The 21661-nt window shown below is 40.4% G+C and carries 18 protein-coding genes; 5 read left to right on the top strand and 13 right to left on the bottom strand.

Going from position 1 to position 21661, the window contains the following annotated elements; translation table 11 throughout:
• Nucleotides 1–50: 50 nt before the first annotated feature.
• Nucleotides 51–1739, bottom strand: a complete 1689-nt coding sequence (locus BVH04_RS15035; protein ID WP_086542292.1) for a GMC oxidoreductase — start codon at nucleotides 1737–1739, stop codon at nucleotides 51–53.
• Between the two features lie 710 nt (nucleotides 1740–2449).
• On the opposite strand from BVH04_RS15035, the gene BVH04_RS15025 reads away from it, so the two are divergent.
• Complete coding sequence (locus BVH04_RS15025) at nucleotides 2450–3394, top strand: M14 family metallopeptidase (protein ID WP_086542290.1); 945 nt, start codon at nucleotides 2450–2452, stop codon at nucleotides 3392–3394.
• Nucleotides 3395–3652: 258 nt separating this feature from the next.
• On the opposite strand, the gene BVH04_RS15020 is transcribed toward BVH04_RS15025, so the two are convergent.
• The 11 genes from BVH04_RS15020 to BVH04_RS25180 all read right to left on the bottom strand — a co-directional run bounded on the left by BVH04_RS15020 (nucleotide 3653) and on the right by BVH04_RS25180 (nucleotide 15236).
• Nucleotides 3653–4696, bottom strand: a complete 1044-nt coding sequence (locus tag BVH04_RS15020; protein ID WP_086542289.1) for a glutathione synthetase — start codon at nucleotides 4694–4696, stop codon at nucleotides 3653–3655.
• Nucleotides 4697–4713: 17 nt separating this feature from the next.
• Nucleotides 4714–6549, bottom strand: a complete 1836-nt coding sequence (locus BVH04_RS15015; RefSeq protein WP_086542288.1) for a flavohemoglobin expression-modulating QEGLA motif protein — start codon at nucleotides 6547–6549, stop codon at nucleotides 4714–4716.
• On the bottom strand, nucleotides 6549–6842 hold the full coding sequence (locus BVH04_RS15010) for a hypothetical protein (protein WP_086542287.1): 294 nt from the start codon (nucleotides 6840–6842) through the stop codon (nucleotides 6549–6551). The genes BVH04_RS15015 and BVH04_RS15010 overlap by 1 nt, the downstream gene beginning before the upstream one ends.
• Nucleotides 6843–7035: 193 nt before the next feature.
• The gene (locus tag BVH04_RS15005; RefSeq protein ID WP_086542286.1) at nucleotides 7036–8346 is read right to left on the bottom strand and encodes a M23 family metallopeptidase; all 1311 of its coding nucleotides are present in this window, start codon (nucleotides 8344–8346) and stop codon (nucleotides 7036–7038) included.
• A complete protein-coding gene (locus BVH04_RS15000) occupies nucleotides 8343–8843 on the bottom strand; it encodes a hypothetical protein (protein ID WP_086542285.1) in 501 nt (166 codons plus the stop codon). The genes BVH04_RS15005 and BVH04_RS15000 overlap by 4 nt, the downstream gene beginning before the upstream one ends.
• A gap of 290 nt (nucleotides 8844–9133) precedes the next feature.
• The gene (locus BVH04_RS14995; protein ID WP_086542284.1) at nucleotides 9134–9535 is read right to left on the bottom strand and encodes a hypothetical protein; all 402 of its coding nucleotides are present in this window, start codon (nucleotides 9533–9535) and stop codon (nucleotides 9134–9136) included.
• 273 nt (nucleotides 9536–9808) lie between these two features.
• The gene (locus BVH04_RS25510; protein ID WP_169714445.1) at nucleotides 9809–9973 is read right to left on the bottom strand and encodes a hypothetical protein; all 165 of its coding nucleotides are present in this window, start codon (nucleotides 9971–9973) and stop codon (nucleotides 9809–9811) included.
• A 54-nt stretch (nucleotides 9974–10027) separates the two neighbouring features.
• A complete protein-coding gene (locus BVH04_RS14990) occupies nucleotides 10028–11308 on the bottom strand; it encodes a PQQ-dependent sugar dehydrogenase (RefSeq protein ID WP_086542283.1) in 1281 nt (426 codons plus the stop codon).
• Nucleotides 11309–11500: 192 nt separating this feature from the next.
• Nucleotides 11501–13924, bottom strand: a complete 2424-nt coding sequence (gene ligD, locus BVH04_RS14985; RefSeq protein WP_086542282.1) for a DNA ligase D — start codon at nucleotides 13922–13924, stop codon at nucleotides 11501–11503.
• Nucleotides 13924–14694: a non-homologous end joining protein Ku gene (gene ku, locus BVH04_RS14980; protein ID WP_086542281.1), complete on the bottom strand. Its 771-nt coding sequence runs from the start codon at nucleotides 14692–14694 to the stop codon at nucleotides 13924–13926. Before ku ends, ligD begins: the two co-directional genes overlap by 1 nt.
• Before the next feature lie 389 nt (nucleotides 14695–15083).
• Complete coding sequence (locus BVH04_RS25180; RefSeq protein WP_116116493.1) at nucleotides 15084–15236, bottom strand: lmo0937 family membrane protein; 153 nt, start codon at nucleotides 15234–15236, stop codon at nucleotides 15084–15086.
• A gap of 1197 nt (nucleotides 15237–16433) precedes the next feature.
• Here BVH04_RS25180 and sbnA point away from each other — a divergent pair.
• The 4 genes from sbnA to BVH04_RS14955 are packed head-to-tail and all read left to right on the top strand — an operon-like array spanning nucleotide 16434 to nucleotide 21478.
• Nucleotides 16434–17417 (top strand): 2,3-diaminopropionate biosynthesis protein SbnA, encoded by a 984-nt coding sequence (gene sbnA / locus BVH04_RS14970; protein ID WP_086542279.1) that lies wholly within the window; start codon nucleotides 16434–16436, stop codon nucleotides 17415–17417.
• Nucleotides 17418–17451: 34 nt separating this feature from the next.
• The gene (locus tag BVH04_RS14965) at nucleotides 17452–19266 is read left to right on the top strand and encodes an FAD/NAD(P)-binding protein (RefSeq protein ID WP_169714444.1); all 1815 of its coding nucleotides are present in this window, start codon (nucleotides 17452–17454) and stop codon (nucleotides 19264–19266) included.
• On the top strand, nucleotides 19266–20702 hold the full coding sequence (locus tag BVH04_RS14960) for a type III PLP-dependent enzyme domain-containing protein (RefSeq protein WP_086542277.1): 1437 nt from the start codon (nucleotides 19266–19268) through the stop codon (nucleotides 20700–20702). Before BVH04_RS14965 ends, BVH04_RS14960 begins: the two co-directional genes overlap by 1 nt.
• 11 nt (nucleotides 20703–20713) lie before the next feature.
• Entirely contained in the window at nucleotides 20714–21478 is a 765-nt protein-coding gene (locus tag BVH04_RS14955) for a DUF3891 family protein (protein WP_086542276.1), read from the top strand.
• Here BVH04_RS14955 and BVH04_RS25825 read toward each other — a convergent pair.
• Nucleotides 21479–21661 (bottom strand): hypothetical protein (locus BVH04_RS25825; protein ID WP_205635868.1); only part of this gene is annotated, 183 nt, incomplete at its 5' end.

Genomic DNA, 21661 nt, shown 5'->3' with positions numbered 1-21661 from the left:
TTTTTTGTGAAGGCATTCTAATCAAAATGATGTTCCTTTCAAATTTGAGCTTATCCAATATTTCCCTTTTTCATTTCCTTCACAGCATAATCAACCGCTCTAGCGGTCAAAGCCATGTAAGTAATGGAAGGATTTTGCGTGCCAGTGGAAGTCATGCATGCACCATCTGTAACAAATACATTGGGAGCCAAATGCATCTGATTGAATCCGTTGAGCAAGGAGGTCTTAGGATCTCTTCCCATCCTCACTCCGCCCATTTCATGAATATCTAAGCCAGGAGATTGCTTGCTATCACCTCTTCTGATATTTATGCAGCCCGCTTTGGTAAGCATTTCTTCTCCCTGCTCATGAAAGTCCCTAAGGATTTTCTCATCATTTTCATCGTAGCCTACATTAATCTGAAGTAATGGAACGCCCCATTCATCTTGCTGATCCGGACTCAAGCTGACATGATTTGATTCCTTGGGAATAGTCTCACCTTGCATCATCATATAAACCGACCAAGGTCCAGGTTTAGAATTTGCTTCCTTGAATTCTGCACCAAATGGCGCGTCTGCATGTCCAAAGCCTGCTCGACCTGCAGAATAAAAAGTCATATACCCCCGCATAAAGTCCATTTCCTGCTTTTTGACATTTCTGAAATTGGGCATCATCACTGCCGTAGGTCTTCTTCCAAAGTAGTATTTATCATCAAATCCCTCATAATTGGCATTGACCACGCCTCGATAGTTATGAAAGGCAACATATTTACCCAAAATTCCAGAGTCATTTCCCAAGCCATCTGGAAAGCGCTTTGAAGTACTATTCAGCAAAATCAAATTGGTATTTAGTGCAGAAGCATTTAAAAAAATCACGGCTGCGAAATATTCTGTAGATTCTTTAGTGACGCGATCTACTACTCGCACGCCTGTCACTTTGCCTTTTTGATCATCATATATAAGTGAATGAACCACAGAATCAGGTCTAATCGTCAAATTGCCAGTCTTGGCAGCCGTTGGTAAAGTGGAAGAATTGGAACTGAAATATGCTCCAAAAGGACATCCTCTGTAGCATTGGTTTCTGGCCATGCACTGCCCTCGACCTTGCTGCAAATGAACTTCCTTAGGTTCAGTGAGATGAGCACAGCGACCGATTATCACATCTCGATCATCGTAAACAGCCTTGATTCGCTGTTGAATCTCCTTCTCCACACAGTTCATTTCCCAAGCTTTGAGAAACTCCCCGTCAGGCAGCGTATCCAACCCTTCGTAGCTGCCGCTTATTCCCACAAAGCGCTCGACATAACTATACCATGGAGCAACATCCTCATACCGAATCGGCCAATCCACTGCAAAGCCGTCCCGGCCTGGCCCTTCAAAATCATATTTGCTCCAGCGCTGTGTTTGCCTGGCCCAAATCAACGACTTTCCTCCTACCTGATAGCCACGAACCCAATCAAACGGCTTTTCCTGAACATAAGGATGCTCGGAATCTTTGACAAAAAAATGCTGTGTATCTTCCTTATAGGCGTAGCACCTATTTACGACGGGATTCTCAAGTTTGTCCTCCCGAGGAATCTGATTTCTGTGCGGCATTTCCCAAGGAGCTGAAGTCATCGTAGGGTAATCTTTCAAATGCTGCACATCCCTGCCTCTTTCCAACACCAAAGTTTTCAAGCCTTTCTCACATAATTCCTTAGCTGCCCATCCTCCACTGATACCAGAGCCCACCACTATAGCGTCAAATTGATTCGATTTCATGTCTGGAATCTATAGAATTTCACCGCGACTTTTACTCAATATTCCATGAAGTATAAATGAAATCTTTTTAAAAATTTAAAAAAGAAGACAAAAATCAAAATAAGTCATGGTAAGAACCACCATAAACAAGAGTGAATGAACCATAAATGATGTTCACGTGTCTCAGCATACCTAGGAAAACGAGCAGAAAGTACATCTGATTAAGTTCCTAAATAATGAATAAATGGTGTACTAAAGTCTATCCAGAAACCCTATATTTTTGAGGTCATTGAAATGGAAAAAGCAGGTTTGAAAGTCGAATTTGAAAAATACACAGAGCCTCCATCTTTTATTTTTCTGCTACCAAACAATCCAAAACCCTGGAAACTAGTAATGAAAAATATACTACAAAAATTGTCTATGAGATGGAGAGATGGATTGATAGGTAAATTCCATTTGAAACATCTGATCACATTACAGGATTTTTTAAATTCACGACTAGTGGAATAGTGCCTTTTAGCCTTATTAAATTCTCTCAGAACTCCTCCTCAGGTTGAGGAAAATAGCTCTCATGTATCTCTACACCTTTTTTTTTAACATGGATGAGAAATATTACACCTATATAAGTATCAGCTATAATACATCAAGAAGGCCTTTTTAATGAGTTCATGAAATTACTTTTCCATGGTATAAAGTTTGGCTATGCCTAGTAAACCCAAACTGATTTCATCATGAAAACAAACACAGAAACTTTAGATAAAGAAAACCTCACCAGAGTAATCGGTGAGTATCCTGCCGAACCATGCCATCAGACTCCAGGATCTTATTTGCTGGTGAGTGGCGGAGTACATGGAAATGAGCCAAGCGGTATACTTGCTTTGCAACGTGTGTTTAAAAAACTACAGGAGGAAAAGCTGACACTGAAAGGTAAAATAGTTGGTGTGGCGGGAAATATTGTAGCCTTAAAAAAAGGAGCTCGTCTGATAGACAAAGATCTAAATCGAGTATGTACCCTAGAAAATGAAAAGCAGCTACAAGCGCACAATCAGCTCGATTATCACGAAGCAACAGAGTTTAATGAGTTGCTAACTATAGTCGAAAAATTAGAGAACGAAAAGTTCAATACAGTTTTCCATTTCATGGATTTGCATACCACCTCATCAAATACTGCTCCATACATTAGCGTGAATCGCCGTGAAAACAGCTTTGCTTTTGCGAAGCAGATGCCCTTACCAGTAGTGAAAGGAATAGAAAAATACATTCCCGGGCATTTCGACCACTACCAGACTTTGAAAGGTCACTCCGGCTTTACAATGGAAGCTGGACAGCACGACGACCCAAAATCAGTTGACTATCACGAGGCCGCGATTTGGGTGATTTTGGTGAAAACAGGAATGCTTGAAAAATCAGCTATAGCTTATGATCACTATTATGAGCTTTTGGAAAAAGCCTCTCCTACCAATGACAATTTTGAGGTAACCTACAGACAAGAGATTGGAGAAGATCAGAACTTCAAAATGGATCCGGGCTATGCTAATTTCACCAAAATCAATAAAGGACAACATTTAGCTTCATTGGATGGACAGTCGATTGTGTCAGAGTCTAAGGGAAGGGTGTTTCTGCCTTTGTATCAAACCCAGGGGTCGGATGGTTTTTTTATAGTGAAACCAGCATAATCGAAGGAAGCTTGAACTATTATCAGAATGAGATTAGACAAATTGGTTATTTTAAAACAGTTAGTCTGCAGAATTGAAACCACGTATTATAACAAACACTTAAGTCTTACTATTTTTTTGCGCGCTCTGCGAAAACCTCCGCATCCACTGTGGTTAAAATAATCACAAAAAAAGGAAAAGCATCGCTAGCTTTTCCTTTTTCATTTATAAAATCTGAAGCTTCCAATGCCGCCGTTCGTGTCACGCGAACGGCTACTATTAAGGATTCAAAGTTGCCAAAAAAGCATTGGGCAGACTACCGTCGTAATGCTTTTGGTATTTCACTTTTCGCTCAAGAGAATCGATTATAGCAGATGAGAAGTCTACACCTTCGAGTCTATGCATTGCATTAATAGTCCCCGGACTATCTAGATTCAGCTCCATAATTTTGTCTCCGACGATATCTATTCCAGCGAGGAACATTCCGTCCTGCACCAATTTTGGCCCGACGATCTCACATAGTCTACGTACATCATCAGTAATTTCGGCATGGATTGCTTCACCTCCTGAGTGTAGATTACTTCGAATATCATTGTTATTTACCCTGTTGACAGCCGCTACTTTTCCATTTATTTCCAGGATTTTCCCATTCATCATGATTACTCTTATATCGCCGTTTTTGGCTGCAGGAAGGTATTGCTGTGCAATCACAAAACCATAGCGGTTGATCGTCTCCACGATCTGGTTGAGGTTTTTATCGTTGTCCACCAAGAACACATCCTTTCCACCCGAGCCTTGAAGTGGTTTCAAGATAATCTTCTTCTTTTCTTTTCTGTAAAATTCCTTTATCTCATCTGCATCTCGGCTGATGATCGTTCTTGGCCTTACGGTTTCAGGGAAATGCTGAAAGTACATCTTGTTAAAAGATGACATTAACGCATAAGGATCATTCACCACAAGTACTCCATTTGCACTTGCTATCTGACCGAAAACCATCCCGGCAGTCTGTGCCCAGGCTCTTTCCCCAAATTCCTCGCAGGGATTATTTCTCAGAAAAAGCACATCTATATCATCTGAAGCTATGTGTATTCGCTCAGCCTGTGGACTGTGAATAGCATCCATGTACTTATTCAAACTACGGAACTTTGTATTAGGAGCTTTTACAGCTATAGCACCCATTCTACCATCTTCGAGATAGCAAAGCTGCCCTACACTGATGATGTAAACCTCATGCCCTCGGTGAACCGCAGCTGAAGAAAGTTGCGTAGTACTGTATCCTCCAGTCTCAGTTTCTATTTGATTTACTACAAATCCAATTTTCATTTTGTGGTGGTTAGTGGTTAATTGACTAGTTCGGGCAAGGTCAGTCCTTCCTTTAATTTTTGCAGTCGCTCCTGAGCAAAATCTGTTTTGAGATAGCTTGGACTAAGTGGAGACGGTTTTATGATGTCGCGAATGCGCAATTCTTGGATCAGGGCAATATGTTTAAATCCTATTTTACCTACATACAGCGGTTCCAAATCGCCACCATTTTGCAGGTAATCTATCAGTTTAATCAGGCCTCTGAGGTAGATTATATCTTTGGTGCAGCCACCGCCTTGATATGCTCTAGCTGTAATCTGAAAAGCCTGCTCAGGCGAGGAATTATATTCTGCTGTCAGCGTATGGTATGTCTCTTCGAAAGTCATTCCTTCTGTCACCGCTCTTCCTGCGATCACTCTTGCAGCAAGAGTTCTCAGTCTGTTATTGGTAAGTCCTCCGACTAGGTATTCTGCCAAGACTGCAAGACCTTCCTGTAACTCGTCATAATCCGCAAAACCACTGCTCATTTGCCCGAAAGACTGCATTTTCCCATTGTAAAATGTGAGCACATGTGTACCAACTTCGTGATGAACCAAGGCTTTGATCCGTTGTTTTGGAACTTTAAAACTAGAACCTATGTAGAGCTGACCTCTCGACACCAGCATCCCGACAATGTCATTTTTCACCTCTACTTTAGAGTTTAATGCCGGATAAATTTTTCTGTATTCTTCAATTTCAGCCATACAATATTTAGCCATATCGTAAGGATCTATCCATTCTATATTCTCGAAATCATCAGGAGGAAGGGTTTTTAGCAAAAGTTTAGCCGTTTCGTGTAGCTCTACTCCCGGAGTACTGTATAAACGAATGCTACTATACATGAAGTTCTTTGTTCCTCGCTCCTTGAGCATGGTAATCTGTTTTTCGATTTCCTCGCGCTTTTCCGTGTAAAGAAATGAAAGGGTAGGATCTTGTATGCCTCTGATATCAATTCGGAACAACTCTTCCTTCAATCGATCTGGATCTATGGGTAAATTGCGGTAAAGGAACTTTGGGTTCTTGCGATGCTGGTTTGCGATGAATTCTTCCTTTGCCTGCATAGTATTTGTTGGGGAAATAAGCAGCAGAAACTGATACTTAGCCTCAATTTCAGAAAGTTGCTTATCTACTTCCCACACTTTTTCATCTACCACAGTACTACCCAGACGCTGATAATTTTGAATATCGAAGGAAGTCTGAACTCGTATAAATTCATACACTGCCTTTCTGAGAATATTGGAAAAAGCTAGCTTGAATTCCTTAAAGACTAGGTAGTAAAACTCCTTATTTGCATGACTTTGGAAGAAAGGTGGAATCTCCAATCCCATCAAGTAAATGCCTGCTTCTTGACACTGCTTCAAAGTCAGAAAATCCGCCAGATGATCTGGATGCCGAATTAGGTTCTCCTCTACTTGAACAGTCAGCTCTGGATGGGTTCGGCAAAATGCCTGCAGTCCATCCTGAAATGCTTTCACAGTGTTTGGCGCTTTATCTTTAGCAGTTTTGAGTTTAAAAGATTTACTGTCCGGTTTTCCTATCCAAACCTCAAGAACCATCACCGAACCGTATTCTTCAGCTAGCTCCTTCGACAATTCCTTGGCAAGCAGAGCAATATCCGAATTGAAATCAGTGCTGGATTCAGTGATCAGATAGGAAGACTCCATTCTCACGAGATCCGAAACTTTAAAGTGATCTTGTTTTTCTTCGCGATAGATCAAAAGAAAAGGCAATCTCCGCTCTATTCTTATCCGGCTTTTACCTCCAAGAGAAAGATTAAGAACGTTTCCTGTCTTCAGGGCTTCGGTGAGTGCTTCCTTTGTCTTTTTATCAATCATTACCTTTCCTCTTCGTCTGCATTGCTGTAAGAGTTATTTTCCTCGTCCTCGGAACCAATATTTTCCTGTTGGTCATCCAACTCGCTTCCTGGCACATCCAGCCCATCACCCGTGAAATCAACTTTTCTCTTTCTCTCGATAAGCTGCTCATCGTCGCCGCCGTCATCACTTAGATTTGCATCTTTTGGACCTAAGGCTTGGAGATCATCCTTGGTGACTCTGGCTTCCCGTACCAGTTCTTCAGTAGTTTTATCTTTTAGGTTTTGTGTTTTCTCAGGTTTATTAGTTTTCATAGCTTTTCAGTTTTCCGTTACAAGAGGCAACATGGATGCCCTTTGTCAGAGAAAGTAAATGAAAAATCCATAGTACGTTGGGAATGAGAATAGGACTGTTTTCTGAGTATTCAAAAAATGTTAATGAATTTTTTGCTGTCTGTCACGTTGTATTTATGTGCAGAAAAGTTCTCATAATGGGTAGCTAACCCTGTTATTGATGTACCATGACTGGAAGGAAAAGCAGATTTCCATCCCTATCTAAAATCAAGTCATACCCTTCTGCAGTTTCACCTATTTTAGAAAACTGCTCTAAATCTACAAGTAAGCTATCTGCTAAAAATTGTGAAGGTTTGGTCATCGCGTAAGTTGACCTATCATCTAATGCGACGGAATCAACAGACGTAAGTAGATTTTTGTACAAAAAGCCAATGATTCCATCCGTAGTCTCTACCTCAAACCAATCAGAAGTAGCGGCTAGTATGATAACCGGTGTATTTGCAATCAGCTGCGCAATGACGCTTGAATTTGTGTTCGGCTGGCTTCTCATATTTGTCTGAGAGGTAATGACTTTCATCAGTTGAGGTAGTTCCCGCTCTGGAAGTTGTGAAGCAATATCAAACTCAGTCTTAATAGCTGGAAAAGGGTTGATCGCACCGCTTTGATAAATCCCAAAATGCAAATGCGGAGCTGTAGTCCTGGCATTGCCTGTATTCCCCACCAAGCCCAATGTATCTCCAGGATTTACCCGCTGCAGATTACTCACCATCTGGCTATCCAAATGTGCAAAATAAAGATTCCAGTCTCGCTTGGGATCTCTCAACCAAACCTGTTTTCCTCCCAATCCCGTATCCCGTACGGCCGTGACTACGCCTTCTACAGGAGCCAATATTGGAGTGCCGCGAGCCGCAAAAATATCCACCCCTTCATGTGATCTCTTCCCTCCATCGCGTTCATCGCCCCATATACTTTGAATTGCCCGACTGTTTTTTCCCTGTACGGGAAATACTGCATAAGTGGCAGTTCCATTAATTCTGACTTGAAAATTGCCCTCCCCAAGTAATTCTGGCTGAATTCGAAGTAAGTAACTGCCCGTCTTTTCTGCTTCGAACTTCACAGAATCATTTTGTGTCGCATAGGATTCCAGTTCCTTCCACTCTGGCCCCTCTAATAAGTCCACGATTAATTTACTGCTATCATTAGCCTGCCAATACACAAGAATATTGACAGAAGCTCCCTGCTCCAGCTGAATTTTCCATGCTTTTGCTTCAATGCTTTTGGACTTGAAACTACCCTGAATAGCTACTGGTATTTCCAGTTCAGAAGGCCTCGAAATTGCCTCAATACCTGATTTTTGCCATTCCAAACCAATTTTGGTTGAGCTAATCCCCGAGCTCTTCAGTGTATTTAGATACTTTGTCCTAGCTGAGCTTGACTTAAAAATCCTCAAAGATTGATTGTTGCATGAGGAAATAAGAATGACCAAAATGGCAAAAAGGGCGGTGAAAAGTCTGAAGGATTTCATTGGGATAGTTTAGCCTCTTCCTGTAATTGGTACCATAGCTCAGGATTGTCAGTAATAATTTGAAACACATTCACACTAACTACAGCGAAGACGATGTGAGCCAAAAACAGCGCAAGAAAGTAATTGAGTTCAGAAAACTGTGGAGGACTTGAATGGAGAGTCAAGTAGCTTTTCCAAGCTGCCACAGCCAGCACCCCACTGATTACTCCTATTATGATAGAATCCACCAAATTAATTTGGAAAAATCCCCAGTTCCAAAGAAGAAAGTATGCAAATGAAAAAAGTACTCCCACTCCAAAATGAGCAGCAATCCCTACGATAAGGGCATTCTTACCAGGAGAGTAAAAATTACTTTCCCCAACTAACATATTACCCAGAATATGGATCACCTTAGTAAAGCTGTGACTGACATAGCTATACAGGTACATGAACAAGGTCATCGCCACAGTACCTACCAGTCCGGAAAGAATCGTAATCAAGAAATGTTTAATGTCCATGAGATTTTGATATAGAAATAATGCAGGCGAAATCAGAGTCTGAGATTCCAAGAAGATAATTGTACTAGGATCCTCATTTCATCTTATCAGTCATAAATTCTGCTCTCAGCTATTGAATCACTAAAAGTTTTCGCATCCTGATCAATCGGCAGCCTTTTATGATTGGTATTCTTTGAGTCGTAAGACACATCCCAGAGTTGCATCATCGGTGTATCGTTACAACACCTAAAGAAAAAAAGATGATACAAGCATTCTGAATTCCATCAGTGCTTGATCATCCTTTCAACTTATTAATCCACTGATTTTCTCTTGCCTTCTCCGTCGAATATGAAGGTTTGATTTGATCCCTCTTTCATTCTGAACTCCAACTCGTAATAAGTGATGTTATTTTCAGTAAACCTCCTTTTAACAAGAATACTATCTGGATTAATATCGTCTGTTTTCTCTATCACGTCCAACAATTCTTGTGGTAGGTTGATCGAATCTGTAGACTCGATAATTACCGGTATCCTGGTACCATCTGTCAATCTCATACTTGAGTCGGTTCCTGCTTTCGTTTTTCCATCTAAAGACGTGGATTCATCTACATCCATTATACCATCCTCAGTGACGTCGCCGTACTCCTTCTTTTCATTACAGGCGAACAATATCGAGGATATGGCTACTACAAGTACTGCTAATTGCTTTTTCATAAAATGTTTGATTTAATTGAATAGGTTGTTAAGCTGTATGTACGCTTTTCTGCCAGTAAGCGAATTCTCTTTGGTCAACGGGTTGGAAGACCGGAGTAAACCAGAATTCAATGTGCCTATGGATTTTCGATCCTATAAATTTTCTACTGGCAAGATTCTGTATAATCACAGTTGTTAATAATAACTTAGACAAAATCTAACCCAAGTGTATATTTCGCTCTTAAAATTAAATTGAAGGGGTATTAAACAGAATCCATTGAAAAAGGGTGGCCTTTACAAATCATAAGTTTCCCCAAATAGCGGTATTATACTCTCAGTCTCTGAGGAAAAAATCCGTTCTATTTCGTCAGAAGAGTAAAGCAAACCTAGCACAGGATCGAAGTTTAAGCTGGTTTTGTCAGCTATCGTCTTCAGTACTTTCTCCAATTTTGGCTGCATTTTACTCTTCTGGGGCCTTAAAGACTCGTTATATTTTAATTAAGATTGTGAATTCTAATTGCCTGTATAAGCTATTTTCCAAAGCGTATTCCCGTTATCATCATTTACCAAAAGTGCACCGTCGGGCAAAACTGTCACGTCCACCGGACGCCCATATACTTCGGAACTCTCAGATTCTGACACAAATCCTGTTAAGAAATCCTGTGGCTCTCCAGCAGGCTTACCATTCTCAAATGGCACATAAAGAACTTTATATCCAGCAAGTTTTTCACGGTTCCAAGAACCATGTTGTCCTACATATGCTCCGTTATTATATTCTTCCGGAAAGCCAGTTCCATCATAGAAAGTCAAACCCAGCGAAGCCGTGTGACTTCCTACCGATACTTCTGGGACAATTGCTTTCTCAACCAATTCGGGAGCTTGGCCTTCCATTCTTGGATCTTCGATCTGACCATAATAAGAATAAGGCCATCCATAAAACCCTCCTTTCTTTACACTTGTGATATAATCAGGCACCAAATTATCGCCCAATTTATCTCGTTCATTTACCGCAGTCCAAAGTTCCTTTGTTGCCGGGTTCCACGACATTCCCACTGGATTTCTCAGTCCACTTGCAAACATAATTTCTCCAGTTCCATCTGGATTCACTTCCAAAATCGCAGCTCTTCGATGCTCCTCTTCCATTCCATGTTCCCCTGCATTACTGGCAGATCCGACGGAAATGTAGATTTTACTCCCATCTTCATTAGCAATCAGATTTCTTGTCCAGTGATTATTATATCCTCCAGCTGGGAGATCAACTATTTTTTCTCCCTCGCCTTCAAGTTTTATCTGTCCTGATTTGTAGGCGAATCTATAAAGTCCATCTGTATTGGCGATGTAAAAGTGCTCGTTCAGAATGAGCATTCCATATGGGCTGTTCAAGTTTTCTTTGAATACTTCACGGGTCTCATATTCGCCGTTTTTATCCTTATCCTTGAAGATGGTGATACGATCCGCGCTACCTTTTGTGCTGCTTTCTACTACAAAAATATCCCCGTTTGGCCCTACATATGTATTTCTCGGGTTGTCCAATTCATCAGCAAATTTGGTAACGGTAAATCCAGCTGGAGCAGTGGGCATTTTGCCGTCAGGCCAGGCCACAATTTTACTTTCGTTAGTGACAGACTCGGTTGCGTACGGCGGGGGCAAAATTAATTGGCCAAGTGCAGTTTGCACCGTATCGGCACTGGTTTCGGAGATTTCTTCTTTCTCTTCTTTGGAGACTTTTTCCTGACATGAGACAAAGCCAAAAGCTGCTAAGGCCAAAAGTGGAAGTGTATTTTTAAAGTACATGGTTGATTAGGGTTTGATTTGAACTCTATTCGATCTCATTAAAAGATCAATCATTTAGCCAAAATGGGAAATAGACGATATAGGTCAATAATGGAAGCCAAAATGCTTTATAGGTGAAAAAAACTACTGTCGAAGACTATTTCTGTGAAAAATTATTCCCAATTCGGGTTTTGGATCGTACTGCAATGATAGCTATCCATCTAGCCTTTCGAGTGTTTTCTCTATGCTGACCCCCTTGCCAAGAACCTCTTTAAAAAGATCTGGGTGCTGTTTAAGTCTATGCTTGAGCGTAAAAATTGTGAAGTCATTTTTGTCCAGTTTGCTATTTACTTCTTTCCAAAGAAGTGGTGTGGAAACAGTTGCTCCGGGTTTGGGACGCACGCAGTACACAGATGCAAGCGTTTGCCCAAGACGATTCTGCAGGTAGTCCAGATAGATTCTTCCTTTCCTTGCTTTGAGTGGTCTTTCCATGGTAGTGAGTTTGGGAAGCTGTTCTTGGATGATGGTGCACAAAAGCTTGCAGAAATCGCGTCCTTCCTCAAAAGTATATTTTGCACCCAAAGGGATATAAATATGAAGTCCGCTCGCACCCGAGGTTTTGCAGTATGCATCAATCTTTAATTCCTCAAGCAGTTGATGAAAAGCCTGAGCTACTTCTATGACTTGCTTAAAATCGTTTTTGTCAGATGGATCCAGATCTATCACGATATAATCCGGATTATCTAGTGAACCGATCCTTGCATTCCAGGGATTAATCTCAATACAGCCAAGATTCGCCATGTAGATGAGCGTTGCTTCATTTTGGCAAAGCATGTAATCAATATCCTTCTCGGAGGATTCTGAATGGATGCTGGTAGTTTCTATCCAATCAGGATATCCTTCTGGTGTGTCTTTCTGGTAAAATCCATCTTTATCTATCCCGTTTGGATGACGGTGGAGATTTTGTGGACGATCTTTTAAAAAAGGTAAAATATAATCTGACACAGAAAGGTAATAGTCAATCAGATCGTATTTGGTAATTCCTTCTTTAGGCCATAGGGGCTTTTCCAGATTGCTTACGGGGACATTAATCCCGTCAATTTCCAAGGAATTATCTGAACTGCCGCTGGATTTTCCAGCTGTTTCAGAGCTTTCGATTTTTAGTTCTTGGGGGAATTTGTCATTTCGTAATCCTTTGAAAACCGGCTGGCGAAGTCTGTTGTTTTCTGTCCATTCTGCAAATGTTACTTCAGCTATCATCACCGGATGAAGCCAGACAGGCTGCCTTCCGTTTAGATTTATTTTTTCCGGAAAGGGTGATTTCGATTGTTGTATTTTATCAAACTGAACAACCAGCTCCTTTTGCAGAGCAATAGAAAAACCTGTCCCACAGTTGCCCGCGTAGGTCAATTCATTTTGTCTATGCAGTCCTAGGATCAAGGAGCCAAACGGACGATTATCTGATTTGGTGTAGCCACAGATGATCGCCTCGATGCTTTCTTGCGTTTTGAATTTCACCCATTCCTCAGATCGAACACCCGGATAATAGAAAGAACCAGCTTTTTTGCCGATGATTCCTTCAAGCTCATTTTCCTTCACTTCTTCGAAGAAAGCTTTGCCACCGCCGGTCAAATGTTCACTATAGCGTATGTTAGGTATATCCTCGACTAAAGACTCCAACAATTCCTTACGCTCTTCCAGCTTGAGGTGAATAATGCTATGCCCATCCAGATAAAGCAAGTCAAAGACCATGTAAGTCAGGTCTCCTTTTGGCTCATCACTATAATGTTGTAGCCATTGAAATTTGGAAACTCCATTCTTATCCAGACTCACCACTTCCCCATCGAGTATGGCAGTTTTTGGAAGTTGTTTTAAGCTGTCTATTAAGGCAGGAAAAGTCTCTGAATAATCCACTCCGTTGCGGGAATAGAGGGATGTACTATCCGAAGAGTGATTGCAGATCATGCGGTAGCCATCCCATTTGATCTCGTAGAGCCAGTCTTTGGAAGTGCTGAATTTAAGGTCTTTGCTGGTTGAGGCAAGCATTGGTGAAACCTGATGGGTAAGGGAAAGCGCTTTGGAAGGTTTGGTTGTCTCTTCGATTTTGGTTTCTCCGAGATGAAGATTCGCATCGTAATCCAGATCCGTAGCAAATTCATCCTTCTTTTTGATCAATAGCCATTGTGGCTGCTTTCCTTCAAATTTCGTTCTGACCAAAGCGAAATCTCCCCGAAGCTTGGTTCCAAAAAAAGTAAGCTTCAGGTCGCCGTCTTTGAACATGGAAAGGGCAACATCTTTCTTGTCCGACATGGGAGTAAAAGTTCCTGCGTCCCAAATGGTCATTTCTCCTGCTCCATAATTTCCCTTCGGGATAATCCCATGAAAGTCCAGGTATTTCAATGGGTGATCTTCAGTTTGCACCGCCAGACGCTTGTCACCGGGATTCAACGATGGGCCTTTAGGAATAGCCCAACTTTTGAGCACTCCATCCATCTCCAGTCTGAGATCAAAGTGAAGGTGACTGGCATCATGACGCTGCACCACAAACCGAAGTTCGCCAGCTTGCTGAGCCAAGTCTCCTCGGGGTTCATTCGTTTTTTTGAAATCGCGCTTTTTATTATACTCATCAAGTGCCATCAGGAGGCTTTTTTACGCTTTTCCAAACTAGCTTTTAGCTGCGCCATTAGATTCTTTGAAGGAGTATTTTCCGGCTCAAATTTCTTGATTACTGCTTTTTTGCCTTTTGATTTTGCTTTGATCACCTTCATCAGCTGCTCATTATACTGATCCTTATACTTGGAGAGGTCAAACTTTTCACTGTATTGCTTGATCAAAGTCTCCGCCATCTCCACTTCTTTTTTGGTGGCTTTGGAACTGGAAATCTTAAGATCAGAAGGGTTTCGTATTTCATCCGAAAAGCGGATCACATGCAGAACCAACACATCTTTGTGGACTCCGATGAGGCAAAGATTCTCTTTCTGACGCATTACAAAAGTAGCTAAGCCCAATTTCTTGGTTTTCTTCAGCGCATCTCGAAGTAGATTATAAGCTTTGCCACCTTCCTTCTGTGGCTCGAGAAAATAGGGCTTTTTGAAAAGCATATCAGCTACCTGCACTTCTTCTACAAATGCTTCGATTTCCACGATTTTAGACTTTTTGGCATTTGCCTGCTCAAAGTCCTCATCCTCCAAAATGATATATTTATCGTCGATTTTAAATCCTTTTACGATGTTCTTCCATTCCACTTCCTTACCTGATTTCTCATTGATTCGTTGATAGCGGATCCGTTCATGATCTTTCGAATCGAGCATATCCAAATCAATTTTCCGGTCTTCAGAAGCTGAATACATTTTGATTGGGATATTTACCAGACCAAAACCTAATGTGCCATTCCAGATTGATTTCATGAGTTCTTAAGTTTAGAATTTATCGTTTTTTAAAATCTTCAATTCATGCTCTGCTAGTGTTCGCATAGCCTGAAGGAAGAATGGCTTTTTGACATTTGTTATCATGAAGCTTAGTAAAAGTCTTTCAACTGTTCCATCTATCATGATCAGAACGTAACTGATATCCAATGCTTTTTCATGAGTAAATTAGTCTAAAATTCCTACTTGCTATTTGAATGCCAAAAGGAAACCAAACAATCTAACCATGAACATTTTAATCGCGAAATGGATGTTTTTTTAATGGTGATTACATTGATTTTTGTGGATCAAAAAATAAATAAGTATTACTGGTTTACCTAAAAAGGATTTTATAATCAAGTTAAAAATACTTTTATTAGTATTTAAAGCATTTAATCATTCCGCCCAGTAAATAGCTTGAAAGCAATAGCAATCACCGCGAGTACCAAAAGTATGTGTATAAGACCTGCGACACTATAAATAAATACTGATATCGCCCATCCTATCAATAAAATAACTGCAATAATGTATAATAAATACTTCATAATTTTTTAAAATGGTTATTGTTGAAAATACTAGAATGGTTCTGCTTAATTCAATCTTTGTGCCACCGCATCATTTCCTTTGATACTGATTTTTAAGTCTATTTTTCTTGATAAACACTTGTAATGTTAAATTTATTGGGAAATTTTTATCCCAGAACGAGGCTGATGAAATCATTAATAGCTCAGAAAATTGTTTTACAATACCTCACAAAAGCAGATCACATAAGGCCTAATTTTCACCTTACTGTTCCCAGTTTTACTCCCAGTTGTTATGGCATTTGAAGAAGCAGATCAGCATCCACTTCCTGATCGTATCTGACATTTATCATATTCAGCTATTAAAAAAGCAGTCTCAGTATGCAGGAATGAACATATTGCAGCGCAAAGTAAAAAAATTATGGAGACGCATTGTGGAAAAATATTTGACTATCTCAACAAATTAATAAGACAGAATTTCAATTGATATTTTCTATTAAGCAAAATTAGATTTCATTCAGTTTGCTCTACCTTCTCTCTTTTTTCTTTTCACTGTGAAAACTGATTTTTGAATATACTGGTTAAATATTCCTTTGCTTAGATTCTATTTGATGAACTGGGAATAGCTCAAAACTGGAAACAGAAAGTCTTTACATTTTCCGGGGTGTGAAATGTAGGTTTGTCTTCTACAGAATGAGAATTTTTTTCCCTGAAAAATAAAACATTCCTTTTGCTTCTACTACATAGTTACGTCCATGAAAGGGTTCATGCAGGAAAACCGCTTTTTATGATAGAATGGCTAAGTATTTGGTTTTTGCTGAGAGAATTAATCTTGAAAGTATTGAACAATTTAATCTCTTTAAAAAGCGATTGTAACTATGCACTTGAACGAAGTATCAAGGAATTACATACTCTTATTGAATCTCAAAAGAATCTAACTGGACTAGAGAAGTGTATAGTGTTTTGTAAGCCCTGTATGGATCCATTTGCGGATTGTCTAGAAGCGTGTGAATCTGCCCAACTAGACAGAGGTAAAATGACGCATGCCTGTGCAGACGATTGTGCAGAATGCGCAGCAGAATGCGAAAAGCATAGTACTGAGAATTGTCAAAATTGTGCTGCTTCCTGTAACAAATGCATAGAGGAACTTAAACATGTCATGGCCTAATCACCCTAATGACAAGATATGTTTCTATTTCTAAAAATATATACTAATTAAATATGACTAACTCACATCAACCTTACTTTTCCAGGATTTTGGATACCGTTGGCCGCACTCCTCTAATCAGACTAAATAGAGTAAATCCAGACAGTCAACTAAGGATTTTTGCAAAAATGGAGTCGTTCAATCCTGGGGGAAGTATTAAAGACCGAACGGCGCTACAATTGATCACTGATGCGATGGAAAATGGGAAATTGAAAAAAGGAGATACAGTAGTAGAATCCAGTTCCGGAAATATGGCCATAGGTCTAGCCCAAACTTGTAAATATTTCGGGCTAAGTCTTGAAGTAGTAGTAGATCCTATGGTCAATAAGCAGAATATTAAGATTATAAGAGCCTATGGTGGCAAAGTCAATTTTGTACATCTCCCTGCTAAGGAAGGGGGCTTCTTGCAAGCTCGACTGGATAAAGTTCAGGAGATACTGGATACCAATCCGAGAAGCTTCTGGCCCAATCAATACGGAAATCCCCAAAACCCGGCAGCTCACAAGCAGACCATGCATGAAATTGTAAAAGATCTTGGAAGCGCTCCTGACTACCTTTTTGCAGCTACTAGTACTTGCGGGACACTTATGGGCTGCGCAGAATACATAAAAATGAATAAGTTGAAAACCAAAGTTATCGCCGTGGATGCGGTGGGTAGTGTTATTTTCGGAACCCCACCTGGCGAACGAAAAATTCCCGGACATGGAGCTGGCAGAAAATCTCAATTCCTGAAAAGAGAATCCATTTTTGATGTGGTTCATGTCACTGACGAAGAATGCGTCAAGGGTTGTCATGGACTTCTAAATACTGAAGCGATACTTTGTGGGGGTTCTTCAGGTGCGGTTACCTATGCAGTAAAAAAATTAGCTCCCACACTGCCAAGTGGAGCTACCGTCGTTATTATTTTGTGTGACCGTGGAGAGCGATATCTCGATACGATTTATAATGAGGACTGGGTTGAGGAGAATATTACGAACCTTGAAAAAGTCCTCGTTTAAACATTTTCATTTTAGCTGCAAAAAAAAAGATCAAATGATTGAAGAGCCATATATAAAAAAAATTGCGATAGTGGGACTAGGGCCAAAAGGGCTTTATGGCCTGGAGCGCTTGCTCGCCAATTTAGCCCAAGTAGAGATTCCAGCCCCCATCGAAATCCATCTGTTCAACAAATCAGATTCCTTCGGTGCAGGAGATATTTACAATCCAGCCCAGCCTTCCTATTTGTTGATGAATTACGTCAATGGCCACATCAATATGTGGCCAGATCAAAAGCCAAAGCCGGCAGTTCCTCACCCAAAGTCCTATGTAGAATGGTTAATTGATCAGCAGGAAGAATTCCCTACTGCCAATGCTTATACGTTTTCGTCCCGTGCCACGGTAGGCAGATATCTTTCTGAGGGTTTTGAAGAGCTTCTTCATGCCTGTCCAGATGAAGTATCTATCCTAAAGCATGTAGGTGATGTAGTAGATATTGCAAAGAATGGAGATGATTATAAAATCTTTTATAGGGACTCATCTATTGGATTTGCAAAAGAAGTCCACGGCTTCCAAAACATTCTGATTGCTACAGGACATCCCTGTGTCAACGACTCTGAATCGCTTTCCCAGGATAATTATGTTGATTTCATCTATCCAGTAGCTCAACGCCTAGGTAATATCCCCGCAGGCAATAAAGTAGCCATAAAGGGAATGGGATTAACCTTCATTGATGCTGTTTTGGCTTTGACAGAAGGAAAGAAAGGGAAATTCGAAAAGGAAGAAAATGGAAGTCTTTCCTACATCAAATCAGGTCTGGAGCCGGAAATAATATATCCGTTCTCGAAGTCAGGTTTGATGATGTTTCCACGGGGAAACACATTCGATACCCCCACTCATATACCATATTATTTCCGAGAGGAATCCTTTGAATTTATAGAGCCTTTAGATGGCAAATTCGATTTTGAGAGACAGATTTTACCGTTTATTGAACAGGAGTTTACAGCTGTTTTTTATTCCAGAAAGTTTAATGAAAAAGGGTCTGAACTTAAACTCTCAAGGGATTTCACTGAAGTAGAATCCCAAATAGAGAGCTTTCACGAGCATTATCCTGCAACTGAAAAATTTGATTTTCACAGCTTTCTTGCAGAACCAGTTTCTGGAAAAGAATTAAATAAGAGCACACGGGAAGCAATCCATAAAAATATTCTCGAAGCGGAAATTGGAGTGGAGAAAAGTGCTTCTGCTGCGACCGCTGACCTTTGGAGGCATCTCAGCGAATTCTTCAATAAGCTTTATAAATTTGGTGGGCTGAAACCCCAATCCCAAAAAGTTTTCCTCGAAAAATATGCGGGACATCTGAATAGGATTTCATATGGACCTCCTATTGAAAACATGAAAAAAATAGAAGCTATCGCAAAGGCCGGATTGATTGATTTCTCATTTTCACATAACCCAGAGATCACACAGTCAACAAAGTATTCACTTTTCATACATGGGAAAGAGGAAATCCACGTCGATTATTTAGTGGATGCACGAATTCCTAAAATCCAACTGCACCGCTGTCCAGGGGAATTTTATGGAAATTTGCTTGAAAAAGAGCTTATCACGCCTTATGTGAACCGGCTGGAAGGGCGTCTTGATTTCAGACCAGGATGCCTGACTATCAATGAAAAAGGACATCCTCTTGATGATACAGGCTTTGACAACGAATCAATCACCTTCGCAGGCACGCCAACGGAAGGCCTCACGTATGATAATGACACACTTTCCAGAAAAAGAAATGATTTCGTCAGCGGCTGGGCGCGGGATCTGGCAGAACACTGTCTCAATATGAAGCCAGAATCCCAATTTACCTCTAACACTTACTGATGTCCACTCTACCTACATTGACTCCTATCACTTCTGCATGGATGCAGGAGCTCATGGAAGAAAAAACCGTATTGAACGAACTCTTAGCAAAGCATGGCTCGCCGATCAATATCCATCAAACAGATGCTATGGCGTATAATTTCAACTCTTATCGTAAAGTTTTTGAAGAGTTTGGACTGAAATATAAAATCTTCTTTGCCAGAAAAGCCAACAAAACCAAAGGTGTCGTTCAAAAAGCTCACGCTCTAGGAATGGGAATAGACACAGCTAGCTATCAAGAATACGCTCAGTGTCTGGATATGGGTATCCCACCCTCAGATTTGATTGTAACAGCTGCTGTAAAAAACAGAAAGTTGGTAGAAAAAGCCATACAAAATGGCAGCCTGCTTATCTTGGATAATGAAGATGAATGTGCCCTAGTACAAGCAGTTGCCAGCGCACAGGATAAGAAAGCAAAAATTGGTTTTCGGGTAAGTGGCTTCTTTGTGAATGAGAAAAAGCTGTACAGCAGATTCGGATTCGATCTACTAGACATTGACGATTTCATCAGTGCTAATTTTCTCGGGTCAGAAAAGTTTAATTATTTGGAATATAAAGGTTTGCATTTTCACTTAAACGGCTATTCCATAGAGGAGAGGAGTTATGCTTTGACTCAGTGTCTTGCATTTTCTCAGCTTCTTTCCAAGAAGGGAATGAAAACTGAATTCATTGACATAGGAGGAGGAATTCTAATGAATTACTTAAAGTATGAAACTGAATGGGAATATTTTCACCAACAGCTTCGCAAAGCGGTCAGCAGAAAAGTTGACCCGATTACATATGGAAACCAAGGGCTTGGGTTTGAAGCTGTGAATGGTGATTTACATGGAGAATTAAAAACATATCCATTCTGGAACGCTGTCTCAAAAGGTGATTTTCTTAGGGAAATTCTATCTTACAAAATTCATTCTAGTGAGAATTTGGCGGAAGTGTCCAACAACCTTTCGATAGAAATCAGAATGGAGCCTGGCCGCTCCATGCTCGATCAAGTTGGGGTGACTGTAGCTAAAGTAGCCTTTCGAAAGCAAGATTCCACCGGAGATTGGTTGGTAGGATTGGAAATGAACATGACTCAAATGCTAAGTGGAAGCGCCGATTTCTTGCTTGATCCATTTGTTTTATATCAAGAGGAGCAATCAGAAGAACAACCTGTGGAAGTATATTTCACTGGTGCATATTGTTTGGAACGGGACATTCTATTAAAACGAAAAATAGCTTTGCCGAACCTTCCGCAAGTTGGAGACTTAGTTATATTCGTCAATACGGCAGGATACATGATGCATTTTTTTGAATCAAGCGCTCATCTGTTTCCTTTGGCAACAAATCTGATCTGGAATCGAAGTACAGAAAACGGCCGAATTAATTCAGCTCATTTTCAGAATGATGAAAACCTTTAAATAAATCCAAAATGATAGTTAGCGAATCAGACAAAGGCTGGAAAATATTATTTCATAAGGCACATGCACTGCTGGCAATGGACATAGGCCTGAATTTGGATTATAGATTTTGGCCTATCCAAAAATACTGGGCAGCCGGAATGGAAAGCATTGGAGAGCATGATAATGATCAGCCCAAATGGAAAGATCGAAATAACCTTACTGAATCAGGAGCTCCGCTTGACTACCGTCAACGTACAGAAGTGGATTTGGAACAAGCCAAAGCCGTGGCGAGGAGTGCCAAATACAAGTCGAGTTTCATTGTATTGATGGTTTCTGCCCATTTCCAAAAGCTTTATGGTGAATCCGAAGAGCAAGATGTTCAAGAATTTATGAAGGAATTGGGCGAATCGAGAGATGAGATATTACATAACCTAGAATTGAAAAAAAACGAAGTCGAGCAGTGTTATCAATTTCTTAGATTTTGTGATGATCTTTCTCTAGCCCTATGCCAAAATGATTGCGAAAATGATAAAAAAACTGTAGAATTTGAGGCGATAACAGGAGATGAGAAGATCTCCTTGACCCAACTTGCCAATGGCGAATTTCAGCTTGAGCCCTGGATTTTCGCGAAACATGAGCTGGTTTTCTATGCGGAGTATTACAGTACCACTACAGACTTTTATAATGAAGATAAAGAGCTGAAAAACGATCTTGATTTACTTCGTCCTCTGGAAAAGAAATTCGTATTCAAGAAAAAAGGGCATATCTCTATACCCTTTTTACCTTCAGTGTGATTATCCGCGATCCTTGCACGTACCCAAATTAAGTACGTTGTTCACATCAAAAAATCCCACTAGCCCTCTTTTAAAAAGGGGGATTAGCCGAAATTGAACCTCTACCATAGATTCCAAGACAGTACGTGCAACATTGCGAACAGTCATATTATTTAGTGTGATTATACGGAATCTTGCCAATAG

Origin of the sequence: Algoriphagus antarcticus (assembly GCF_002150685.1) — a bacterium.
GTDB lineage: Bacteria > Bacteroidota > Bacteroidia > Cytophagales > Cyclobacteriaceae > Algoriphagus > Algoriphagus antarcticus.
This window is presented reverse-complemented; position numbering and strand designations above follow the sequence as displayed.